Here is a 21,246-nt window from a genome sequence, read left to right as displayed (position 1 = left end):
CCGACGTGCGGACGATGCGGGGTTGGTTCCGGGACACCACCGGAGGGTTACCGACGACCTTCTGGTACCTCTGGGCCGGCACCCTGATCAACCGCCTTGGCTCGTTCGTCCTGGTCTTCCTCGCGATCTACCTGACCCTGGAGCGCGGCTTCTCCGCCACCCAGGCCGGCCTGGTGCTCGGCCTGTGGGGCGTCGGCGGCGCCATCGGCACCACCGTCGGCGGCACCCTGACCGACCGGTGGGGCCGGCGGCCGACCCTGCTCACCGCCCATCTGGGCGCGGCCACCATGATGCTCGCCCTCGGCTTCGCCCGGCCGCTCTGGGCGGTGGCGCTCGGCGCGTTCCTGCTCGGCACGTTCGCCGAGGCGGCGCGGCCGGCGTTCGGGGCGATGATGATCGACGTCGTCCCGGAGAAGGACCGGCTGCGCGCGTTCTCGCTGAACTACTGGGCGATCAACCTCGGGTTCGCCTGCGCGGCGATCCTGGCCGGCCTGGCCGCCGAGGTCGGCTACCTGCTGCTCTTCGCGGTCGACGCGGCCACCACGCTCACCACCGCGCTGATCATCTTCTTCCGGGTCGGCGAGACCCGGCGGGCCACCGCCACCGCCGCCCGCAAGGGCGGCCCGGCACCCGCCGGAGCCCTGCGTACGATCCTGGCGGACCGGGTGTTCCTGGGCTTCGTCGTGCTCAACCTGTTCTCCGCGCTGGTGTTCCTCCAGCACATCTCGATGCTGCCGATCGCGATGGGCGAGTCCGGGCTCTCCCCGACCACCTACGGCTCGGTCATCGCGCTCAACGGCATCCTGATCGTGGCCGGCCAACTCTTCGTACCCCGGCTCATCCGCGGTCGCAGCCGATCCCACGTGCTCGCCCTGGCCGCGGTCGTCATGGGGGTCGGCTTCGGCCTCACCGCCTTCGCCGAGACCGCCTGGTTCTACGGCGTGACCGTGCTGATCTGGACCCTCGGCGAGATGCTCAACTCGCCCTCCAACGCGACCCTCATCGCCGAGCTGTCCCCCGCCGCGCTGCGCGGTCGCTACCAGGGCGTCTTCTCGCTGTCCTGGCAGGTCGCCGGCGCCACCGCTCCGGTCCTCGGCGGCCTGGTGCGCGAACAGAGCAGCAACGCCGCGCTCTGGCTGGGCTGCGCGGTGGTCGGCGGCCTGGTGGCGGTGGCGCACCTGGTCTCCGGGCCGGCCCGCGAACGACGGGCCATCGCCCTGCGTACGCCCACCGCGCCGGTCGTTCCGGCGGTCGCCCTCGATCCGCCGGCACCAGAGGCGGCCGAGGCGGCGGCCACCGCTCCGGCGGAGCCCCTGCCGGCCACCCGCCCCTCCCCGGCGACGACCGCGCACTGACCTCTCGAGTGACGCGGGACACCCTGGCGCTCGGAGGGTTGGGCTTCCTACCGTCGGGAATCGATCAGTTAGGAAACTGAACTGTCAGGGGGACGGGTGCGGAGCCTGCGGCACTGGTGGGACGACACCGCCGGCGGGTTGCCCGCCATCTTCTGGTACCTCTGGGCCGGCCTGCTGATCAACCGGGCCGGCGCGTTCGCCATGCTCTTCCTGTCGCTCTACCTGACCGAGGCGCGCGGAGCCTCCGAGTCGCTGGCCGGGACGGTGGTCGGGGCGTACGGGGTCGGCGGGGCGGCCGGGGTGCTGCTCGGGGGCGTACTCGCCGACCGATGGGGCCGGCGGGCCACACTGCTGGCCGCCCACCTGGTCACCGCCGTGTTGATGGTCGCGCTCGCGTTCAGCCGGCACCTGGTGGTGATCGCGGTCCTCGCCGCCCTGGTCGGGGTGGCCCACTCGATGCCGAGCCCCGCCTTCGTCGCGGCCATCGTCGACGTGGTGCCCGAGCGGCGCCGCTCCCGCGCCTTCAACCTCCAGTTCTGGGCGTTCAACCTGGGCATGGCGGTCGCCTCCCTGCTGGCCGGCGTGCTGGCCGAGGCGAGCTTCGTGGCCCTGTTCCTCGTGGACGCGGTGGCGACGCTGGCCGCCGCCGTGGTGATCGCCGTCAAGGTGCCCGAGACGCTGGCCGGGGGCCGTGGCCGCCTCAGGATCCGCGCCCGCGGCACGGTACGGGTCCGCAGGGCGGACGGTCCCCGACCACCGGGGCTGCGCACGGCGCTGACCGACCGCACCTTCCTGACCTTCGTCGGGCTGACCCTCGTGCTGGCGGTCCTGACCCTCCAGACGTCCACGATCATGCCGCTGGCGATGCGGGACGACGGGTTGCGCCCCTCGGCGTACGGGGCGGTGGTGGCGCTCGGCGGCGTGCTGATCGTGCTCGGGCAACTCTTCGTGCCCCGGCTGATCGACGGGCACCGCCGGGACCGGGTACTGGCCGTCTCCACGGCGCTGCTCGGCGTCGGCTTCACCGCCCTGGCGTTCGCCGACTCGCTGGTGGTCTACCTGGCCGCGGCGGTGGTGTGGACGGTCGGTCAGATGCTCGCCGCGCCGCCCAACGCGCAGATCAACGCCGACCTGGCACCGCCGGAGCTGCGTGCGCGGTACCAGTCGGTCTTCTACCTCGCCTTCCCGGTGGCGTCGTTCGTGGCGCCCACCCTGGGCGGCGTCAGCCTTCAGTACCTCGGTGAGCGGCACTGGCTCATCGTCGGCGGACTGGGGTTCCTCGCCGCCGTCGGCCACCTGGTCACCGGTCCCGCCCGCGAGCGCCGCGTGGCCGCGCTGCGCCGAGCCACGACGGAGGCTCGGGAGCCGGCCCTGGCCGGCGAGAACTGACGACGGCCGGACATGCGAAACGCCCATCACGACCGAGGTCGTGACGGGCGTCCGCACCGTATGACCGGCGGCGGCGGGCGGCACTCACCCCCGTAAGCGTCGCCCGCTCACGCCGCCGGTCCAAACAGGTGGCCACCGTCCCCCAACGGTGCTGGTCCACCCGTCCCCCGCACCCCGCTCGTGCACGGATCTGATCGATCCCCCGCTCCCCCGAACGGTTCCGAGCGTGGCGCGGTGCAATAAAGTTAGTTCGCCCGGGATTACGGATTCAACCTGGCCGGGTGTCTCGCCGGTCACAGCAACCGGTGGTCCGGGCACCTCTGTCGCCGTATGTCGGGCTCGTCTGTGGCCAACAGCGCTTACCCGTCGCCCATTCCCGCAAACACTCAGGCGTCCTCCCGGTCGGGTGACTCCGTCCGGAAGAAGTTGCTGGGCCGACCGTTGCGCAGCTGCTCCTGGTAGATCAGGTTCAGCTTCCGCTGGTCGAAGGTCCCGAACCACTCGTCCCAGGTGATCTCCCGGATCCGGCTGCTCTCGCGGTAACCGGGCATGTTGAAGGTGAGCACGCCGGCCCGGCCCTCCCGCTCGGTGCCGCTGATCGTCGCCGGCGTGGCACCCCGCTCCTGCGCCCAGCGCCGGATCACGTCGTGGTTGGTGGTGACGAGGCTGCGGCCGGGCCGCTCCGGACGGTCCTGCGGCGACGAGATGACCTGCGACGATCGGACCGAGCGGGACGAGCTCCGGCCGGCGCGCACACCGCCGGCTGTCGCCGTACCCCCGCCCGTGGAGCGGGCCCGCGACGGCGCCGCCTTCTTCGCGGGCGCCGCCTTGGCGGTGGTCGTCGCCGGCGCGGCCTTCCGGGCCGCCGTCGCCTTGGCGGGCCCGGCGGTCTTCTTCGCCGCCGCCTTCTTCGTGGCCTTCTTCGCCGGCGCGGTCTTGTTCGCGGGGGCCGCCTTCGCCCGGCTCGGCGCGGCGGCCTTCTTCTCGGCGGCCTTCTTCGTGGCCGCCTTCTTCGTCGTGGCGGCCCGACCGGCCGACGCACGGGTCCCCCCGGCACGTCCGGCGGGACCGGTGGCCTTCCGCCCCGCCCCGCCGCGCTGCTCCGCCCGCAGGGTTCGCACGAGCTGCTGCACCAGGTCCGGTTTGCGCAGGGCGGAGGTGCCGGAGACGCCGTGCCGGCGCAGCTGCCCCCGGATCTCGTCGACCTTCATCCGGGAGATCGCGGACTCGGAGATGTCCGGCGTGTTCGCCGTCTGGTTGCCCGCCTGCTGTTTCGTCCTGGTCGCAGTCCCGCCGCGACCTGAGCTGCTTCGCTGCTGAGCCATGGGACGCTCACGCTCCTCGACAGTCCGTCCTCGGCGCGCGGCGGGTCCCAGTGCCGCACCGCGCGGTGCGGCATACCCGTCAGGGCCGGTCCGAACCTCCGCCCGCCGACCCGGTCGACGGTTCGAAGAGATGAGCGAAGGCGGCGAGGTTGGCGGTGGACTCGCCGCGCTTGACCCGCCACTCCCACTCCCGGCGGATCGAGCTGCCGAAGCCGATCTCCAGCATCGTGTCGAACGACTCGTCGGCGTACGTGAGGACGGCACCGAGCAGGCGGTCCAGTTCCTCGGCGTCGACACCCGCCGGGTTCACCCGCCCGGTCAGGTAGACGTCACCCACCGCGTCGATGGAGAACGAGACCCCGTACATGCGGGCGTTGCGCTGGAGCAGCCACGCCCACAGCTCCTCACGCCGCTCGTCCGGCTGGCGCATCACGAACGCCTCGACCCGCAACGCGTGCTCGCCGACGATCAGGTTGCAGACCGTCTTGAGCTTGTGGGTGCCCGGCAGGGTGACCGCGTACGACCCCGGCCCGGTGGACTCCCAGGCCAGTTCCCGCTCGTCGCAGACCGACTCGATCAGGGCCGCAAGATCAGTCTTCCCGCTCATCGCACCCACTCTACGGCCGCCGCCGCCCGGACACCGGACGGCCGGGGCGGGCGCCGACCCGGGGTGCGGGCTTGTTAAGCGGGGGCCCTTCCTCTACCGCAGGCGTTAAGCGGGGGCCCTTCCTTACACCGTCACCAGGAGCAGCCGGCGAGTTCCGAGGCGAGTCGGGTGCGGTGCCCGGCGACCGCCTCGCCGTACACGGCGAGGAGACCGGAGACCGTACGGTCCCAGGAGAAGTGGCGGGCGTGCCGTTCCGCCCCCCGGGCCAGTTCGGCGCGGCGGGCCCGGTCGGGCAGCAGGCCGCCGAGCGTACGGGCCCAGTCGACCGGGTCGTGGCCGTCGACCAGGACGCCGCTGGCCCCGTCGCGTACGGCGGTCACCAGACCGCCCACGGCGGCGGCCACCACCGGCGTACCGCAGGCCTGGGCCTCCAGGGCGACCAGGCCGAAGCTCTCGTTGTACGACGGAACCGCGACCAGGTCCGCCGCCCGGTACAGGGCGGGCAGGTCGTCGCCGGTGAGCGGCGGCAGGAGACGCACCCGGTCGGCCACCCCCAGCGAGGAGGCGAGTTCCATCAGGGCGGTGGGCCGGTCGAGGCCGCTGCCGCTGGGGCCCCCGCACACGACCACCGTGAGGTCGTCGACGAGCGCCGGGGCCCGGTCGCGCAGCGCCGCGACCGCCCGGATCAGCACGTCGGGCGCCTTCAGGGGCTGGATCCGACCGACGAAGGCCACCACGTGGCCGGTCTCCGGCAGGCCGAGCCGGCGGCGCGCGACGACCCGGGCCCGGTCCCGGTCTCCGGGCGCGGGGCAGAAGCGGTCCAGGTCCACCCCGGGCTCGACCACGGCGACCCGGGTCGGGTCGGCGTCGTACCGCTCGATCAGGTCCCCGGCCTCCACCTTGGTGTTGGCGACCAGCCGGTCCGCCTCCGCGACGACCTGCTCCTCGCCGATGACGCGGGCCTTCGGCTCGGGCCGGTCGCCGGCCGCGAGCTGCGCGTTCTTCACCTTGGCGAGGGTGTGCGCGGTGTGCACCAGCGGTACGCCCCAGCGCTCCTTGGCCAGCCAGCCGACCTGGCCGGAGAGCCAGTAGTGGGAGTGGATCAGGTCGTAGTGGCCCGGCGGGCGGGACGCCTCGGCCCGCAGCACCCCGGCGGTGAACGCGCAGAGCTGGCCGGGCAGCTCCTCCTTGGTCAGCCCTTCGAGGGGACCGGAGGTGATGTGCCGGACCTGCACGCCGGGTGCCATCTCGACCACCGGGGGAAGGTCACCGGACGTGGCCCGGGTGAAGATGTCGACCTCCACGCCGGCCTGGGCGAGCCGGCGCGCGACCTCCAGGATGTAGACGTTCATCCCACCGGCGTCCCCGGTGCCCGGCTGGTGCAGGGGACTGGTGTGCACCGACAGGGTGGCGATGCGGCGGGGGCGGGGCCACGGCTGGGCACCTCGCTGACGACCGACACCGGTGTGCATCTCCGCCACGTCCGCTCCTTCTGTCACGGTTGTTGCCGTCCGCACGACCGGCGCTTCTCGGTCAACCTCCACGCCGGATCTCATCTTCCCCATCGGGCATCGGTAATACCGCGAGGCGGGTCCCCGGCGTGACGGACCTCATCACGCCGGCAGGTCCCGTCGCGGGTGAGAATGGCCGGATGACCTCTGTCGCCGTCGTCACCGGAGCGTCCAGCGGGATCGGTGCGGCCACCGCCCGTCGCCTCGCCGCCGAGGGTTTCCACGTGCTGGCCGCCGCCCGGCGTACCGGGAGACTGGCCGCGCTGGTCGCGGAGATCGAGGCCGCCGGTGGCGCGGCCACCGCGGTGGCCTGCGACGTCACCTCCGACGAGTCGGTGGCCGGGCTGGCGGCGGCGGCCCAGGCCGCGCCGGGGGAGGTCACGCTGCTGGTCAACAACGCCGGCGGCGCGCGCGGTCTCGACCCGGTGGAGACCGGGTCGGTCGGTGACTGGCAGTGGATGTACGACGTGAACGTGCTCGGCACCCTGCGCGTCACCCAGGCGCTGCTGCCCGCGCTGGAGGCGTCCGGCGCCGGCACCATCGTGGTCGTCTCCTCGACCGCCGGCTTCACCGTGTACGAGGGCGGGGGCGGCTACGCCGCCGCGAAGCACGCGCAGACGGCGGTGGCCGGCACGCTGCGGCTGGAGCTGTGCGGCCGCCCGGTCCGGGTGGTCGAGATCGATCCCGGCATGGTGCGGACCGACGAGTTCGCGCTGGTCCGCTTCGACGGCGACGCCGAGCGCGCGGCGGGCGTCTACGCCGGGGTGGCCGAGCCGCTGGTCGCCGACGACGTGGCCGACTGCATCGCCTGGTGCGCGACCCGACCGCACCACGTCAACGTGGACCGTCTGGTCGTCCGTCCCCTCGCGCAGGCCGCGCAGCACAAGGTCCATCGGGTCACGTGAGCCGCTCGGGCGGGTCGGTGGCACGGTGACGGGCGGGGCGGGCCGGCACCGGCCGGTCGGCGCGGTCACCCGGGGTACGACCAACCCGAACCGGCTCCGTCGGGTGGACAACTGGATCGTCGAGACCTGCGGTGACGCGCTGCGCGCCGCCGCCGACCCGCTGGTGGTCGACCTCGGTTACGGTGCCTCCCCGGTCACCGCCGTGGAGCTGCGCGCCCGGCTGGCCACCGCGGTCCGTGCCGACGTCCGGGTGGTCGGCCTGGAGATCGATCCAGTACGCGTCGCCGCCGCCGCACCCGCCGCCGACCCGCCCGGCCTCACCTTCGCCCGGGGCGGCTTCGAGCTGGCCGGGCTCCGCCCCGCCCTGGTCCGCGCCTTCAACGTGCTGCGGCAGTACGACGAGAGCGAGGCCGGGGCGGCCTGGCGGACCGTCACCGCCGGGCTCGCGCCGGGCGGGCTGCTGGTCGAGGGGACCTGCGACGAGCTGGGCCGCCTCGGCGGGTGGGTGCTGCTGGACACCGCGGGACCCCGCACGCTGACCCTCGCCGCGAAACTGACCACGTTCGAGAGCCCCGGACAGCTCGCGGAGCGGCTGCCGAAGGCGCTGATCCACCGCAACGTACCCGGGGAACGGATCCACGATCTCCTGCGCGCCCTGGACGACGCCTGGCACGCCGCCGCCGGCTACGCCCCCTTCGGCCCCCGCCAACGCTGGCTCCGTACGGTGACGGCGGTCCGCGAGTCCGGCTGGCCCGTCCTGGACGGCCCCCGCCGCTGGCGGCACGGCGAACTAACGGTCCCCTGGCAAGCGGTGAGCCCGACCTGACCTCTCCACGCAACGGCGGGGCGCAGCCCTCCGGGTGGGGCTAGCTGTCCGGGTGCCGTTGACCTGGACCCGACCCGGCGTGTCGTGCGACCGCCGAGGCGGTCGCCGCGAGAAGCCAGATCACCGGCCCGGACAGACCGCCGACAAGGTCCACGTGACCGGGGACGACGAGGACCACGACGAATGCAAGGTCGACCGCGCCGAGGGTGAGCAGGTTGAGCCAGTGCCCGAATCGGCTGTTCACCCGGTTCATCGCCAGCGCCACGGCGATGGCTTGAGCGCCGAAGACCACCGCACACACGAAGAACATCCGGCTCTCCGCCGCCAGCTCGGCCTGCGGCGGATCGGCGGGCGGGCTGCCCATCAGCATCACGACGCCGAGGCCCAGGTGCAGGACACCCCACAGCACGTACAGCGCCGTGGCGAGTCGCGCCGCCCGGCCGGCGAGTGGGCCGTCGTGCGTCAGGATGGCGGATCCAAGATGGTACACGGCGTGTAATATACACGCCGTGGAGCAACCTGACGTGACGACGGGTACCGGCCGGACGCGACCTGAGGTCACGGGTGCGCTGGCCGCGATGCGAGAGCTGCACTCGGCCACCGAGGTGCTGCTCGACGCCGTCGCCGCCCGGTACCGGATCAATCGCAACGACCTGCACTGCCTGGAGATCCTGCAGCGCGAAGGGGAGATGAACGCGCGCCGGCTCGCCGAGTTGAGCCAGCTCAGTCCCGCGGCCATCACCAAGATCACAGATCGCCTGGTGGCCGCCGGTTACGTGACCCGGGAGCCCAGCCGTGACGACCGACGCGCACATCTGATCCGGATCTCTGCTCAGCACGGCGAGTTACGGGAGGCGGTGTGGCGCCCGGTGGTAGAGGCCGCGAGTGCGCTGCTCGGCACGCTGCCCAGCACGGAGGTGCGTCGGATGACCACCATCGTGCGCGACCTGTCGCAGGTGAGCCGCGAGCACGCGCGGAATCTGCGACGGGAAGGCCCGTCGGTGCCCGACCGGAGCCGAGCCGGCACGGGCTCGCGGGCAGATGATCAGAGGCGCTGAGATCCACCCTCGAGGCGGCCCCGCTCATGACACAGGAGCCGGGAGGTTACCGGTGGGGCGGTCAGATGGCGCAGTTGACCAGGACGGGTTCGGGGTGGAGGGTCACGCCGAAGCGGGACTGGACGCCGTCGCGGATCTCGCGGGCCAGCGCCACCAGGGCGGCCGTGGTGGCGGTGCCACTGCGGTTGGTCAGCGCCAGGGTGTGCTTGGTGGAGATGGCGACGCCCCCGAGGCCCGGGTGGCCCTTGCCGAAGCCGGCCTTGTCGATCAACCACGCGGCGCTGACCTTCACCGTGTCTCCCGTGCTCGGCCAGGCCGGCGGCTCGCCGATGTCGGCGGCCCGCTCCCGCAGCCGCTCGTACGCCGCCCGGTCGAGCACCGGGTTGGTGAAGAACGAGCCGACCGACCACGTGTCCGGGTCGACGCCGTCCAGCACCATGCCCTTTCCGGCGCGCAGCCGCAGGACGGTGGCCCGCGCGTCGGCCAGCGGCACCCGGCCCCCCACCTCGACGCCGAGGGATCGGGCCAGTTCCGCGTACCGGATCGGGCCGCTGAGCGGGGATCTGCCGAGTCGGAAGTCGACCGAGAGGACCACCCAGCGGTCGCTGTACTTGAAGATGCTCGACCGGTACGCGAAGCCGCAGTCGGCGGCGGCGATCCGGTCGGTGGTGCCGGCCACCCGGTCGTAGACCTGCACGCCGGTGATGGTCTCGGCGACCTCCTGCCCGTACGCCCCGACGTTCTGGATCGGGGTGGCGCCGGTGGAGCCGGGGATGCCGGAGAGGCACTCCAACCCGGACCAGCCGTTGGCGACGGTACGGGCGACCAGGTCGTCCCACGGCTCGCCGGCCTCGACGCGTACGGTGACGGTGTCGTCGTCCTCGTCGAGCACGCGGACTCCGCGGGAGCGGACCAGGACCACGGTGCCGGCGAAGCCGGCGTCGCCGATCACCACGTTGCTGCCACCGGCGAGCACCAGGACCGGACCGTCGGCCTCCCGGACCGCTTGGACGATGTCGTCGGCGGTGGTGGCGGTGACGACCCGATCGGCCACGCCACCCAGGCGCAATGTCGTGTATGGCGCCAGATGGCACTCGCTGTCGGGTTTGGCTCCGGTCGTCGGCTGGGCGTAGACGTCTGACACGCCTTTCACCCTAGGCTGAGGGGTAGCCGCGGCACCCACTGGTGGCCCGGTCACCCCCGGGAGGATTGGCGATGAGCAGACTGCACGTGACGAAGGACTTCTGGATCGGGGCGCTGCGGGCGGAGGGCCCGACGTTCGCCGCCGCGGTGGCGGAGGCCCCGCCGGAGACCCCCGTCCTCTCGTGCCCCGGCTGGACGGTCGGCGATCTGACCCTGCATCTGGCCGGCATCTACCGCTGGGTCCACTCCTTCGCCGGTTCGCAGGTCGCCACCGCACCTCCGACCCGGGCGCAGCGCGCCGAGCTGGAGGCCGGCGCCACGGCGCTCCAGGTCTGGCAGCAGTCGTACGACCAGCTGATGACCCTCCTCGACGGGCTCGACCCGGAGGCGCCGGCGTGGAACTGGGCACCGCAGCCCAAGAAGGCGGGCTTCTGGGCCCGCCGGATGGCGCACGAGACGGCGGTGCACCGCTGGGACGCGCAGCTCGCCATCGCCGCCGGTGAGCCGATCGAGGCGAAGCTCGCGGCCGACGGGGTGAGCGAGGTGCTGGACACCTGGCTCCCGGCCGGCCGGCGGCTCCACCCCGGGCCGTGGCACGGGGTGGTGCATCTGACGGCGACGGACGCCGGGCAGGACTGGTTCCTGCGGCTGCGCGGCGAGGGCGTGGCCCTGCTGGACACCGCCACGATCTTCGACCACGACGACCACCACGCCCGGGTGCAGGTGGCGGGGACCGCCAGCGACCTGCTGCTGGCACTGTGGGGCCGGGTCAGCTTCGACACCCTGGGCGTAACAGGCGAACGCGCCCTCCTAAACGGCCTCCGCACAGGCTGAGCCCCCACCCCCCACCCCCCACCCCCCTACCCCGCACTTTCACGGAAAGAGTGGTCATTCCATCGGGAATGACCACTCTTTCCGTGTAACTGCACCCTTTTCTCGGTGCCTTGGAGAGCGCTCTCTTGACAGGCGGGGGGCGAGCGGACAGGCTGCGTGAGAGCGCTCTCTCAGAATCACCGACGACCACCACCCACCCGACCTGAGAGGGGTCCGAGACACATGGGTGCCAATACGCTCCGCCGCCGCGCGGCGGTCGCTCTCGCCGCCGCCACCGCCCTGCTCGCCACCGCCGCCTGCGGAGGGGGCGACGCGGAGGACGCCGCCGACGGCCCGATCACGTTGACCGTCGACGTCTTCGGCCAGTTCGGCTACGAAGAGCTGTACAAGGAGTACATGGCCAGCCACCCCGACGTGAAGATCGTCGAACGGGGCACCGGGGGCAACCTCGACGAGTACTCGCCCAAGCTGACCCAGTGGTTGGCCGCCGGCAAGGGGGCCGGCGACGTGGTCGCCATCGAGGAGGGCCTGCTGGTCGAGTACAAGGCCAACCCGGGCAACTTCGTCAACCTGCTCGATCACGGCGCGGCCGAGCTGAAGGGCAACTTCCTGGAGTGGAAGTGGAACGCCGGGCTCACCGCCGACGGCAAGCAGCTCATCGGCCTCGGCACCGACGTCGGTGGCATGGCCATGTGCTACCGCAAGGACCTGTTCGCCAAGGCCGGGCTGCCCACCGAACGGGACGCGGTCAGCAAGCTCTGGCCGACCTGGCAGGACTACATCGCGACCGGCGAGAAGTTCACCGCCGCGAAGACCGGGGCGTCCTTCCTCGACGCCGCCACGAACACGTTCAACACGATCGTGCTACAGACCGCCGGCAACGCGCAGGGCTACCACTACTACGACACGAGCGACAACCTCGTGGTCGACAGCAACCCGGCCGTGAAGCAGGCGTGGGACACCACCATGGACATCATCGACTCCGGCCTCTCCGGCAAGTACGGCTCCTGGTCGGAGGAGTGGGTCTCGGCGTTCAAGCAGGCGAAGTTCGCCACCATCGCCTGCCCGGCCTGGATGACCGGCGTCATCGAGGGCAATGCCGGCCCGGCCGGCAAGGGCAAGTGGGACATCGCCGACGTGCCCGGTGACGGCGGCAACTGGGGCGGCTCCTACCTGGCCGTGCCGAAGCAGAGCAAGCACCAGGCCGAGGCGATCGAGCTGGCGAAGTTCCTGACCAGCGCCAAGGGCCAGATCGGCGCGTTCAAGGCCAAGGGTCCGCTGCCCTCCTCGCCGCAGGCCCTGGACGACCCGGCGATCACCGGTTCCACCAACCCGTACTTTTCGGACGCCCCCGTCGGGCAGATCTTCGCCGCCGGCGCGAAGAACCTGAAGCCGGTCTACATGGGTCCGAAGAACCAGGCCGTCCGCACCGAGGTGGAGAACGCCGTCCGCACGGTCGAACTCGGCCAGCGCAGCCCCGACCAGGGCTGGACCGACGCGGTGAACAACGCGAAGAAGGCCGCCGCCAAGTAACCGCTCCCCGCCCGCCCACCGGTCCGGCCGCCGACGAGTCGTCGGCGGCCCGGCCGGTGGGGACGGGCGGCGTGGAAAGGAGTCCCGGGCCGTGAGCGTGCAGCTCGACGCGCGGCCGCCGGTCGTGGCGGCGTCACCCGTACGACCCGAACGGTCGCACCGGCTCAGCCGGTTCGACACGAAGTGGTCGCCCTACCTGTACATCGCCCCGTTCTTCGTGCTGTTCGCGATCTTCGGGGCCTACCCGCTGGCGTACACCTTCTGGGTGTCGCTGCACGACTGGGACCTGCTCGGCAGCAACCCGGCCTTCGTCGGCGCGGAGAACTACACCCGGCTGCTGGCCGACCCGGACTTCTGGCACGCGGTGGTCAACACGCTGGGCATCTTCGTCATCTCCACCGTCCCGCAGCTGCTGGCGGCGCTCTGGCTGGCCAACATGCTCAACCGGCAGCTACGGGCGCGCACCGGGTGGCGGATGGCGGTGCTGATCCCCAACGTGACCTCCACCGCCGCCGTGGCGATCGTGTTCGGGGTGCTGTTCGGGCGCGAGTTCGGCATGATCAACTGGCTGCTCGACCTGGTCGGTCTCGACGGGGTGGACTGGAAGTCCAACCGGGTGGCCTCCTGGGTGGCCATCTCGGCGATGGTCGACTGGCGGTGGACGGGCTACAACGCGCTGATCTTCCTGGCCGCCATGCAGGCCATCCCCCGCGACCTCTACGAGTCCGCCGCGATCGACGGTGCCAACCGGGTCCGGCAGTTCTGGTCGATCACCGTTCCGCTGCTCAAGCCGACGATCATCTTCGCGGTCATCATCTCCACGATCGGCGGGCTCCAGCTCTTCACCGAGCCCCGGCTCTTCCACTCCGGCACCAACGCGATCCGGGGTGGACCGATGCGGGAGTCGCAGACGATGACCATGTACATGTTCGAGAACGCCTTCGCGCCGTACTACAACTTCGGCTACGGCTCGGCGGTCGCCTGGCTGCTCTTCGTCCTCATCGCCGTCGTCGCGGCGATCAACGTGCTGATCATCCGGCGACTGGGCGCCGGGAAGGGAGACCGGTCATGAGCCGGCTGTGGCGGGCCAGCCCCCTGACGTACGGCGCGCTGATCGTGGCCACCTTCGCCTCGATCTTCCCGATCTGGTGGATGTTCGTGGTGGCCAGCCGGTCCAGCGACGCGATGGGGCAGCTGCCTCCGCCGGTCACCCCCGGCGGCAACCTGGGTGCCAACATCGCGCGCCTGTTCGCGAACACCGACGCGTACTTCCTGACCGGCCTGATCAACTCGGCGATCGTGGCGACCACGGTCACCGTCTCGGTGGTCTTCTTCTCCACCCTGGCCGGCTTCGCCTTCGCCAAGCTGCGGTTCCGGGGACGCAACGCGATGCTCATGGTGATCATCGCGACCATGATGGTGCCCACCCAGCTCGGAGTCATCCCGCTCTACCTGCTGATGACCAAGCTGAACTGGAACGACCGGCTGCCGGCGGTCATCGTCCCCGCCCTGGTGACCGGGTTCGGGGTGTTCATGATGCGGCAGTACGCGGGCCAGGCCGTCAGCACCGAGCTGATCGAGGCGGCCCGGGTGGACGGCTGCAACACCGCGCGCATCTACTGGAACGTGGTGCTTCCCGCCCTGCGCCCGGCCGCGGCCGTGCTCGGCCTGCTCACCTTCATGACCACCTGGAACGACTTCCTCTGGCCGTACGCCGTGCTCAACGACCCGGAGAACCCCACGGTCCAGTTGTCGCTGCGGGCCCTGTCGGACGGCTACTACCAGGACATGTCGCAGGTGTTCACCGGGACGGCCATCGCGACCCTGCCCCTCCTGCTGGTGTTCATCGTGTTCGGCCGCCAGATCATCGGCGGCATCATGGAAGGTGCGGTCAAGGCGTGAACGAGCTTCGATTTCCCGAGAACTTCCGCTGGGGCGCCGCCACCGCCGCGTACCAGATCGAGGGCGCGGCCCGCGACGACGGTCGCGGCCCGTCGATCTGGGACACCTTCAGCCGTACGCCGGGCAAGGTCCACCAGGGCCACACCGGCGACGTCGCCTGCGACCACTACCACCGGTACGCCGACGACGTGGCGTTGATGGCGGAGCTGGGACTGCACACGTACCGCTTCTCGATCGCCTGGCCCCGGATCCAGCCCGACGGCACCGGCCCGGTCAACCCGCGCGGCCTGGACTTCTACGACCGGCTGGTGGACACGCTGCTCGCTCGGGGGATCGACCCGATCGTCACCCTCTACCACTGGGACCTGCCGCAGGCCCTGGAGGACCGGGGCGGCTGGACGGCGCGGGAGACCGCCGAGCACTTCGCCACGTACGCGACGGCGGTGTACGCCCGGCTCGGCGACCGGGTGGGCACCTGGACCACGCTCAACGAGCCGTGGTGCTCGGCCTACCTCGGGTACGGCAACGGGGTGCACGCCCCCGGCGAGCGGAACGCGGGCGCGGCGTTCACCGCCGTACACCATCTGCTGCTCGGGCACGGCCTGGCGGCCCGCGCGCTGCGCGCGGCGGGCGCGGAGACCGTGGGGATCACCCTCAACCCGGCCGACGTGCGCGCGGCGGACCCGGACAGCGCCGCCGACGCCGCCGCGGTACGCCTCGTCGACGGCCTCCAGAACCGGATCTTCCTCGACCCGCTGCTGCGCGCCGCCTACCCGGAGGACATGCTGGAGCACGTCGCCCGGATCGTGGAGCCGACGTTCGTCCGCGACGGCGACGAGAAGCTGATCGCCGCCCCGATCGACCTGCTCGGCGTGAACTTCTACCAGCCCACCTACGTCGCCGGCCGGCCGGACGGCGCCGGGGGCGGCGGCGCGTACCCGGGCACCGACGGCGCGGTGGAGTTCCTGCCGCCCACCGGCCCGCTCACCGACATGGGCTGGATGATCGAGCCGGCCGGACTGACCCGGCTGCTGGAGCGGATCGCGACCGACTACCCGGGCGTGCCGCTGCTGGTCACCGAGAACGGCGCGGCATTTCCGGACAAGGCGGGGTCGGATCCGGCCGGCGAGGTGCAGGACACCGACCGCATCGCGTACCTGGACGGACACCTGCGGGCGGCGCACGAGGCCATCGCCCGGGGCGTGGATCTTCGCGGTTATCTCGTATGGTCGTTGCTGGACAACTTCGAGTGGGCCGAGGGTTACCGAAAGCGATTCGGGATCGTCCACGTGGACTACCTGACCCAGCGGCGCACACTCAAGTCCAGTGCCCGGTGGTACCAGGAGGTGATCTCCCGGAACGGGCTGTGACGAGGTGGTGATGCCAGCGATGACGACGGCGCAGCGGCCGACCCTGGAGGCGGTGGCCCGGCGCGCCGGGGTTTCCCGCGCCACGGTGTCCCGGGTGGTGAACGGGTCGACCACCGTCGCCGAGCCGATCCAGGAGGCGGTCCGCCGGGCGGTCGCCGAGCTGGGGTACGTGCCGAACCTGGCCGCCCGCAGCCTGGTCACCCAGCGGACCGACTCCATCGCCCTGGTCCTGCCCGAGGAGGCGACCCGGGTGTTCTCCGACGACCAGGTCTTCCCCGGGATCATCCGGGGCGCGGCGCAGGAGCTGGAGGCGGCCGACAAGCAGCTCGTGCTGATGCTGGCCGGCTCGCAGGCCGGGCACGATCGCGTGGAGCGGTACACCACCGGCCGGCACGTCGACGGCGTGCTGTTCGCCTCGCTGCACGGCGCCGACCCGTTGCCCGGCCGGCTGGCCCGGATGGGCATCCCGGTGGTGTGCAGCGGCCGGATGCTCGGCGACGTGCCGGTGCCGTACGTCGACGTCGACCACGTGGGCGGGGTGACCGCGGCCGTGCGCCACCTGATCGCCGGCGGACGCCGGCGGATCGCGACGATCGCCGGACCGCAGGACATGGTCGCCGGGGTGGAGCGGCTGGCCGGCTACCGCGCGGCGGTGAGCGCGGCGAGCCTGCCCGAGCTGGTCGCCGTCGGCGACTTCACCCGGGAGTCCGGCGGGGCGGCGATGCGCCAGTTGCTGTCCCGGCACCCCGACCTGGACGCGGTGTTCGCCGCCTCCGACCTGATGGCGCACGCCGCGATGCGGGCCCTGCGGGAGGCGGGACGGCGGGTGCCGGACGACGTGGCGGTGATCGGCTTCGACGACATCGAGACCGCCGCGTACACCGACCCGCCGTTGACCACGGTCCGCCAGCCGATACTGGAACTCGGCCGGCAGGGCACCCGGCAGCTGCTGCGGCTCGCCGCGGGCGACACCATCGAGCCGTCCATGGTCCTCCCCACCGAACTGGTGCTCCGCGACTCCGCATGAGGTGTAAGGAGGGGCACCCTATTAACGCCTCAGGTAGATGAAGGGCCCCTTCTTAACATCGAAAATCGGTCGAGCAGTGCCCGTGGCGAGGGCTAGCGTCGGCCCGTGCCCCACCTTCTTCACGTCCCCGCGCTCGCCCACACCGAGTACGCGTACGTCGCCACCGTCGAACCGCCCGCCCGTCTGGTCTTCGCCGCCGGTGCGTGCCCGCTCGACGCCGACGGCGCGACCGTCGCCCCGGGTGACCCGGTGGCGCAGGCCCGGCAGGTGATGGCCAACCTGGAGACCGCCCTCGCGGCGGCCGGCGCCCGGCTCGCCGACGTCGTCAAGACCACGGTGTACGTGGCCTCGCCGGAACGGGCCGACCTGGTCGCCGTCTGGCAGGTGGTCCGCGACGCGTTCGGCGACCACGATCCGCCGAGCACGCTGCTCGGGGTGACGGTCCTCGGCTACCCGGACCAGCTCGTCGAGGTCGAGGCCGTCGCGGCGGTGCCGGCCCCGTGATCCGTGACGCGTGTCCGGACGACGCGGCGGACGTGGTGGCGCTGCGCGCGGTCGTTTACCCCTATCTGGTACGCGGGGTCGACTCGACCCGGAAGATGATCGCCGAACCGCCAGCGGGCGAGGACTGGACGGCGTACGTGGCGGAGGTCGACGGACGGGTCGTCGGCTGGGTGTCCGCCTTCCGCAACATCGGAACCACGGAGCCGGACGTCGGGGAGATCGCCCTCCCGCACGTCCACCCGGCCCACCGGCGGCGGGGCCTGGGGCACGCGCTCGTGACGCGGGCGCTCGACCGTGTCACGGCGCTGGGCATACGCCGGATCCGCACCTGGGCGCAGCCGGAGTCGCTGTCGTTCGCGCGCCGGCACGGCTTCACCCCGAGCCGGGAGGTTCGCTACTCGGCGCTGGACCTGCGGTCGGCCCCGTCCGCCCCGACGCCGCCGCCCGGCGTCTCGCTGCATCCGCTGGCCGGGCTGGACCCGCGCCGGGTGCACCGGCTGGAGGCCGCCGCCGCAGCCGACGAGCCGGGCGACGTCCCGGTCGACGTGGTGACCTACGACCAGTGGCGGTACGACGTGTGGGACAACCTGGGACTGGACCGGGAGGCCAGCACGGCGGTCGAGGTCGACGGCGAGCTGGTGTCGTTCAGCGTCGTCAAGCGGGACGGCGACCGGATGTGGTCGGACTACACGGGAACCCTGCCCGAGCACCGGGGACGAGGGTTCGCCCTGCTGGCGAAGCGCGCCGCCCTGCACCGGGCCGCGGCCCGGGGCGTCCGGGTCGCGTACACGTCGAACGACGAGGCCAACGCGCCGATGCTGGCGGTCAACGCCCGGCTCGGCTACCGGGCGGTGGCGTCCCAGTGGTCCTGCCTGCGCGAGCAGCCCTGACCCCTGCGGCGTCCGGACCCGGCATCAGGACCGCACCGCCGTCCGAGCCGGGGACCGGCGGCGAACCGGGGCGGGGACCGCGGGGATCTCGTGCCGCGGGCCGGTGATCCGGCGTACGCCGGCGCGCAGCGCGTACAACTCGCGGCGACGGACCGCGTCTCCACGGACGTCCAGCTCGTACCCCTCGAACCAGAACCAGCCTTCGTACGGGTACCGGTCGGAAAGCTCGCGGATCACCCGAACCGTGATCGGCCGGGCGAACTGCGGGCTCGCCGCGCGGGTCAGCAGGACCACGTCGCCTGCCGTCAACGTCACCGGACCGACCTCCGGTCCCGCCCGCCGTCCCCCCGGCGGCATCGGCTTGGGAGCCGGCTTCGGCTTGTCCGGCAACGGTGGCTCCTTCGTCCGGTGGTCGGGGAGGGGGTCGCCGTGAGTCCTCGCCCCACGGCGACCCTGGTCAGCGCGACCGGCGGGCGTCCTCACCTCCACCGGCTCGCGCCGTCCACACAGCACCCTGCCGGACGGTTGCCGGACAATCACACAGCGTTGTGTAATCTCCTTCGGACAGTCACTTCGTTCCGGGGAGGGTCAGGCATGAACCACGCGTTTGTCGCAGCGCTCGCCCACACGGGTCACACCGCCGAGAGCCTCGCTGGTCACCTGGGTGTCCATCCAAAGACCGTGGCCCGGTGGGCAAACCCGGGGCACATTCCGCAGAGCCGACATCGCGTCAAGGTCGCAGATCTGCTGGAGCAGGATGTCGACGCGCTCTGGCCGGACATCGTGAAGCGCCGCGAGCCGGTGTGGTTCCGGCCGTGGGTGGACATCGAGCGGGAAGCGACCACCCTGCGCGCCTTCCAGCTCGCATGGGTACCCGGCCTCCTCCAGACCCCGGCCTACGCGCGGGCCACGCTCACCGGCGGGGTCCTGACCGCCGACGCCGCCGACGAACTCGCGGACGCCCGGATGAGCCGGCAGGCGATCCTCCGGCGGGAGCGGGGCCCGCTGCTGGTCGCGGTGCTGGACGAAGGAGTTCTCCGGCGCCGGGTCGGCGACAGCCGTGCGCTCATGGCGGACCAGCTCATTCACCTGCTGGCCTGCGCCGACCTGCCGAGCGTGCAACTGCACGTCGTGCCGCTGGATGCGCCCAGCTACCCCGGGCTCGACGGGCCGTTCACCATCGCCGACATGCCGGACGGCACCCGAGTGGCGCATGTGGACAGCCCCGCGCAGGCGCAGATCCTGGATCAGGCATCCGAGCTTGTTAGCCTGGAACGCCGTTGGGAGCGCATTCGTGGCGAGGCACTTCCACGCGGACGAACCCTGGATCTCCTGAGAGAAGCGGCCAGATCATGGACCTGATCGACGCACGGTGGCGCAAGAGCACCAAGAGCGGCGGTAACGGCGGCGACTGCGTGGAGGTGGCCGACAACCTTGCCGGCGTCGTCGGCATCCGGGACTCCAAGGACCCGACCGGCCCGGCGCTCACCTTCACCCCGACCGCGTGGCGCGGTTTCGTCGCCGAGGTGAAGCGCACCGCCCGCTGACCGGCACCGCACCGAGGGGCTTCCGGTCGGATCGCACCTGATCGACGAGGGATGCGAGCCGGCGCAACGCGGTCGGCGTCAGCCCGCGTACACCCGCTGGGCGACCGCGGCGGTGTCGGCGCCGAAGAGCACCAGCCGGGCCTCGGTGACGTGCGTCGGTTCGGCGGCCCGCAGCACCGACAGCGCCTGCCGGACGGCGTCCTCCACCGGCCAGCCGTAGATCCCCGCGGAGACCAGCGGGAATGCCACCGTCGTCGCGCCCAGGTCGTCGGCGACCCGGAGACTGTTCGCGTAGCAGTCGCGCAGCAGCGTCGACCGGTCCTCGCCGGCTGAGAACACCGGGCCGACCGTGTGCACCACCCACCGCGCCGGCAGGTCCCCGGCGGTGGTGGCGACCGCCTGTCCGGTCGGCAGGCCCCGTTCGTACGTCGAGGCCCGCAACGCGCGGCACTCGGCAAGGATCGCCGGCCCGCCCCTGCGGTGGATCGCCCCGTCCACTCCCCCGCCGCCCAGCAGCGACGAGTTGGCGGCGTTCACGACCACGTCCACCCGTTGGGTGGTGATGTCCCCCTCGACCAGCACGATGTCCACGTCAGCGCTCCTCGATGGGCAGGCCGAGCGACCGGCGGGCGAGCAGGGTCGCCCCGGCGACCGCGGCGGGCATGAGCAGCACCGCCCCGAACGGGATCAGGAAGCAGACGAACACGGCGACGCCGAAGCCGAGCGCCATCGGGCGGTCGGAGCGCAGTGCGGCCCGCCGGTCCGGCAGCCGCCGCCCGCGCCGCGAGAAGGCCGCGCCGGTCAGTTCCAGGGCGAGCAGCCAGCCGCCGACCGCCGCACCGATCACCGGTACGACGGTCTGCCCGACCACCGGCACGAATCCGGCGACGAAGAGCGGGATGCCGACCAGCACCGACAGGCCGACCAGCTTCAGCGAGTCCACCGCGCTGCGCCGGAGGGAGGGCCAGAAGGAGAGTTCGACCCCGCCGGGCGTACCGCCGAGACGCTCCTCGACCCGTTCGGAGATCTTCTCGTAGAACGGGTCGCCAATCACCAGGGTGACCGCCGTGAAGCCGACGACCGCGAGCAGGCCGCCGAGCCCGAGGAACGCCAGGCCCGCGATCACCCGGACCAGGCTCCGCGCGGTGCTGGACCAGTCGTCCGCGAACGGTGTGACGAGCGCCGCCAGGTCGTCCACGACGTACGCGAGGAGGACGAACGCGGTCACGAAGAGCACGGCGGAGATCAGCGCCGGCAGTACGCCGAGCAGCATCAGGCCGGGGCTGCGGACGTACAGGCCGAGGCCGCGCAGGAGCAGCCCGACGCCGGAGAGGAACCGGCCGACGGCGGAGGTGGATCTCGGGCGTGCGGTCACGACCGGTGAGCCTAGTGGCCCGGCGCGGGCGGGGCACGGCAGCACGAACCAGCCGCCGGGCGCATCAACCGGTCGGTGGACCGCCGGGATCCACCACCGCCGCCGGTGATCACCGCCGCCTGGTCGATCCGCCGCCGTCCCCACC

23 protein-coding genes are annotated in these 21,246 nt (G+C 72.3%); 15 read left to right on the top strand and 8 right to left on the bottom strand.

What is annotated here, in order from left to right:
* Positions 1 to 5 precede the first annotated feature (5 nt).
* Both ACTMSW_RS15155 and ACTMSW_RS15150 read left to right on the top strand, forming a co-directional pair.
* Positions 6 to 1,355: an MDR family MFS transporter gene (locus ACTMSW_RS15155; RefSeq protein ID WP_441181249.1), complete on the top strand. Its 1,350-nt coding sequence runs from the start codon at positions 6 to 8 to the stop codon at positions 1,353 to 1,355.
* A gap of 96 nt (positions 1,356 to 1,451) precedes the next feature.
* The gene (locus ACTMSW_RS15150; protein WP_441181248.1) at positions 1,452 to 2,744 is read left to right on the top strand and encodes an MFS transporter; all 1,293 of its coding nucleotides are present in this window, start codon (positions 1,452 to 1,454) and stop codon (positions 2,742 to 2,744) included.
* Positions 2,745 to 3,130: 386 nt separating this feature from the next.
* Here the strand turns inward: ACTMSW_RS15150 and ACTMSW_RS15145 are convergent, their stop codons facing one another.
* The 3 genes from ACTMSW_RS15145 to mshA form a co-directional block, all read right to left on the bottom strand.
* The gene (locus tag ACTMSW_RS15145) at positions 3,131 to 4,069 is read right to left on the bottom strand and encodes a hypothetical protein (protein ID WP_441181247.1); all 939 of its coding nucleotides are present in this window, start codon (positions 4,067 to 4,069) and stop codon (positions 3,131 to 3,133) included.
* Positions 4,070 to 4,148: 79 nt separating this feature from the next.
* A complete protein-coding gene (locus tag ACTMSW_RS15140) occupies positions 4,149 to 4,676 on the bottom strand; it encodes a YbjN domain-containing protein (protein WP_441181246.1) in 528 nt (175 codons plus the stop codon).
* Between the two features lie 131 nt (positions 4,677 to 4,807).
* On the bottom strand, positions 4,808 to 6,157 hold the full coding sequence (gene mshA / locus ACTMSW_RS15135; protein ID WP_441181245.1) for a D-inositol-3-phosphate glycosyltransferase: 1,350 nt from the start codon (positions 6,155 to 6,157) through the stop codon (positions 4,808 to 4,810).
* A 170-nt stretch (positions 6,158 to 6,327) separates the two neighbouring features.
* Here mshA and ACTMSW_RS15130 point away from each other — a divergent pair, with 170 nt between their 5' ends.
* Together ACTMSW_RS15130 and ACTMSW_RS15125 are read left to right on the top strand one after the other, a co-directional pair.
* Positions 6,328 to 7,092, top strand: a complete 765-nt coding sequence (locus tag ACTMSW_RS15130; RefSeq protein WP_441181244.1) for an SDR family NAD(P)-dependent oxidoreductase — start codon at positions 6,328 to 6,330, stop codon at positions 7,090 to 7,092.
* Positions 7,093 to 7,117: 25 nt separating this feature from the next.
* Positions 7,118 to 7,918, top strand: coding sequence for a class I SAM-dependent methyltransferase (locus tag ACTMSW_RS15125; RefSeq protein WP_441181243.1), 801 nt, complete (start codon positions 7,118 to 7,120; stop codon positions 7,916 to 7,918).
* A gap of 40 nt (positions 7,919 to 7,958) precedes the next feature.
* Here ACTMSW_RS15125 and ACTMSW_RS15120 read toward each other — a convergent pair whose 3' ends face one another.
* Positions 7,959 to 8,408 carry a hypothetical protein gene (locus ACTMSW_RS15120; RefSeq protein ID WP_441181242.1) on the bottom strand — a complete coding sequence of 150 codons (450 nt, stop codon included), beginning with the start codon at positions 8,406 to 8,408 and terminating at the stop codon, positions 7,959 to 7,961.
* A 19-nt stretch (positions 8,409 to 8,427) separates the two neighbouring features.
* Between ACTMSW_RS15120 and ACTMSW_RS15115 the strand changes: the two genes are divergently transcribed.
* Positions 8,428 to 8,976, top strand: a complete 549-nt coding sequence (locus ACTMSW_RS15115) for a MarR family winged helix-turn-helix transcriptional regulator (protein WP_441181241.1) — start codon at positions 8,428 to 8,430, stop codon at positions 8,974 to 8,976.
* Positions 8,977 to 9,037: 61 nt separating this feature from the next.
* Here the strand turns inward: ACTMSW_RS15115 and ACTMSW_RS15110 are convergent, their stop codons facing one another.
* Positions 9,038 to 10,120, bottom strand: a complete 1,083-nt coding sequence (locus ACTMSW_RS15110) for a UDP-N-acetylmuramate dehydrogenase (protein WP_441181240.1) — start codon at positions 10,118 to 10,120, stop codon at positions 9,038 to 9,040.
* 71 nt (positions 10,121 to 10,191) lie between these two features.
* Here ACTMSW_RS15110 and ACTMSW_RS15105 point away from each other — a divergent pair, with 71 nt between their 5' ends.
* The 8 genes from ACTMSW_RS15105 (at position 10,192) to ACTMSW_RS15070 (ending at position 18,179) form a co-directional block, all read left to right on the top strand.
* Positions 10,192 to 10,953, top strand: coding sequence for a maleylpyruvate isomerase family mycothiol-dependent enzyme (locus tag ACTMSW_RS15105; protein ID WP_441181239.1), 762 nt, complete (start codon positions 10,192 to 10,194; stop codon positions 10,951 to 10,953).
* Positions 10,954 to 11,175: 222 nt separating this feature from the next.
* The gene (locus tag ACTMSW_RS15100; RefSeq protein ID WP_441181238.1) at positions 11,176 to 12,486 is read left to right on the top strand and encodes an ABC transporter substrate-binding protein; all 1,311 of its coding nucleotides are present in this window, start codon (positions 11,176 to 11,178) and stop codon (positions 12,484 to 12,486) included.
* A gap of 91 nt (positions 12,487 to 12,577) precedes the next feature.
* Positions 12,578 to 13,558: a carbohydrate ABC transporter permease gene (locus ACTMSW_RS15095; RefSeq protein ID WP_441181237.1), complete on the top strand. Its 981-nt coding sequence runs from the start codon at positions 12,578 to 12,580 to the stop codon at positions 13,556 to 13,558.
* Positions 13,555 to 14,388, top strand: coding sequence for a carbohydrate ABC transporter permease (locus ACTMSW_RS15090; RefSeq protein ID WP_441181236.1), 834 nt, complete (start codon positions 13,555 to 13,557; stop codon positions 14,386 to 14,388). The genes ACTMSW_RS15095 and ACTMSW_RS15090 overlap by 4 nt, the downstream gene beginning before the upstream one ends.
* Entirely contained in the window at positions 14,385 to 15,758 is a 1,374-nt protein-coding gene (locus ACTMSW_RS15085; RefSeq protein ID WP_441181235.1) for a GH1 family beta-glucosidase, read from the top strand. Before ACTMSW_RS15090 ends, ACTMSW_RS15085 begins: the two co-directional genes overlap by 4 nt.
* Before the next feature lie 19 nt (positions 15,759 to 15,777).
* Complete coding sequence (locus ACTMSW_RS15080; RefSeq protein ID WP_441181449.1) at positions 15,778 to 16,785, top strand: LacI family DNA-binding transcriptional regulator; 1,008 nt, start codon at positions 15,778 to 15,780, stop codon at positions 16,783 to 16,785.
* A 105-nt stretch (positions 16,786 to 16,890) separates the two neighbouring features.
* Entirely contained in the window at positions 16,891 to 17,289 is a 399-nt protein-coding gene (locus ACTMSW_RS15075; RefSeq protein WP_441181234.1) for a RidA family protein, read from the top strand.
* Positions 17,286 to 18,179 (top strand): GNAT family N-acetyltransferase, encoded by an 894-nt coding sequence (locus ACTMSW_RS15070; protein ID WP_441181233.1) that lies wholly within the window; start codon positions 17,286 to 17,288, stop codon positions 18,177 to 18,179. Before ACTMSW_RS15075 ends, ACTMSW_RS15070 begins: the two co-directional genes overlap by 4 nt.
* 24 nt (positions 18,180 to 18,203) lie before the next feature.
* Here ACTMSW_RS15070 and ACTMSW_RS15065 read toward each other — a convergent pair whose 3' ends face one another.
* Complete coding sequence (locus ACTMSW_RS15065) at positions 18,204 to 18,494, bottom strand: hypothetical protein (RefSeq protein WP_441181232.1); 291 nt, start codon at positions 18,492 to 18,494, stop codon at positions 18,204 to 18,206.
* A gap of 279 nt (positions 18,495 to 18,773) precedes the next feature.
* On the opposite strand from ACTMSW_RS15065, the gene ACTMSW_RS15060 reads away from it, so the two are divergent.
* The gene (locus ACTMSW_RS15060) at positions 18,774 to 19,541 is read left to right on the top strand and encodes a DUF5753 domain-containing protein (protein ID WP_441181231.1); all 768 of its coding nucleotides are present in this window, start codon (positions 18,774 to 18,776) and stop codon (positions 19,539 to 19,541) included.
* The gene (locus ACTMSW_RS15055) at positions 19,532 to 19,726 is read left to right on the top strand and encodes a DUF397 domain-containing protein (RefSeq protein WP_441181230.1); all 195 of its coding nucleotides are present in this window, start codon (positions 19,532 to 19,534) and stop codon (positions 19,724 to 19,726) included. The genes ACTMSW_RS15060 and ACTMSW_RS15055 overlap by 10 nt, the downstream gene beginning before the upstream one ends.
* A gap of 78 nt (positions 19,727 to 19,804) precedes the next feature.
* Here ACTMSW_RS15055 and ACTMSW_RS15050 read toward each other — a convergent pair whose 3' ends face one another.
* Together ACTMSW_RS15050 and ACTMSW_RS15045 are read right to left on the bottom strand one after the other, a co-directional pair.
* Positions 19,805 to 20,317: an O-acetyl-ADP-ribose deacetylase gene (locus ACTMSW_RS15050; protein WP_441181229.1), complete on the bottom strand. Its 513-nt coding sequence runs from the start codon at positions 20,315 to 20,317 to the stop codon at positions 19,805 to 19,807.
* Position 20,318: 1 nt separating this feature from the next.
* Positions 20,319 to 21,101: an EI24 domain-containing protein gene (locus tag ACTMSW_RS15045; protein ID WP_441181228.1), complete on the bottom strand. Its 783-nt coding sequence runs from the start codon at positions 21,099 to 21,101 to the stop codon at positions 20,319 to 20,321.
* Positions 21,102 to 21,246 lie beyond the last annotated feature (145 nt).

It is taken from the genome of Micromonospora sp. BQ11 (assembly GCF_052068135.1).
In the GTDB taxonomy this organism is placed as follows: domain Bacteria; phylum Actinomycetota; class Actinomycetes; order Mycobacteriales; family Micromonosporaceae; genus Micromonospora.
The sequence above is the reverse complement of the archived record's forward strand: the minus strand, read 5'-3'. Positions and strand labels throughout refer to the sequence as shown.

What these genes read in the sequence shown, in the direction of transcription:
- ACTMSW_RS15145 (WP_441181247.1), bottom strand. Translation starts at nt 4,069, where the DNA reads ATGGCTCAGCAGCGAAGCAGCTCAGGTCGCGGCGGGACTGCGACCAGG.
- ACTMSW_RS15140 (WP_441181246.1), bottom strand. Translation starts at nt 4,676, where the DNA reads ATGAGCGGGAAGACTGATCTTGCGGCCCTGATCGAGTCGGTCTGCGAC.
- ACTMSW_RS15130 (WP_441181244.1), top strand. Translation starts at nt 6,328, where the DNA reads ATGACCTCTGTCGCCGTCGTCACCGGAGCGTCCAGCGGGATCGGTGCG.
- ACTMSW_RS15105 (WP_441181239.1), top strand. Translation starts at nt 10,192, where the DNA reads ATGAGCAGACTGCACGTGACGAAGGACTTCTGGATCGGGGCGCTGCGG.
- ACTMSW_RS15100 (WP_441181238.1), top strand. Translation starts at nt 11,176, where the DNA reads ATGGGTGCCAATACGCTCCGCCGCCGCGCGGCGGTCGCTCTCGCCGCC.
- ACTMSW_RS15090 (WP_441181236.1), top strand. Translation starts at nt 13,555, where the DNA reads ATGAGCCGGCTGTGGCGGGCCAGCCCCCTGACGTACGGCGCGCTGATC.
- ACTMSW_RS15080 (WP_441181449.1), top strand. Translation starts at nt 15,778, where the DNA reads ATGACGACGGCGCAGCGGCCGACCCTGGAGGCGGTGGCCCGGCGCGCC.
- ACTMSW_RS15060 (WP_441181231.1), top strand. Translation starts at nt 18,774, where the DNA reads ATGAACCACGCGTTTGTCGCAGCGCTCGCCCACACGGGTCACACCGCC.
- ACTMSW_RS15055 (WP_441181230.1), top strand. Translation starts at nt 19,532, where the DNA reads ATGGACCTGATCGACGCACGGTGGCGCAAGAGCACCAAGAGCGGCGGT.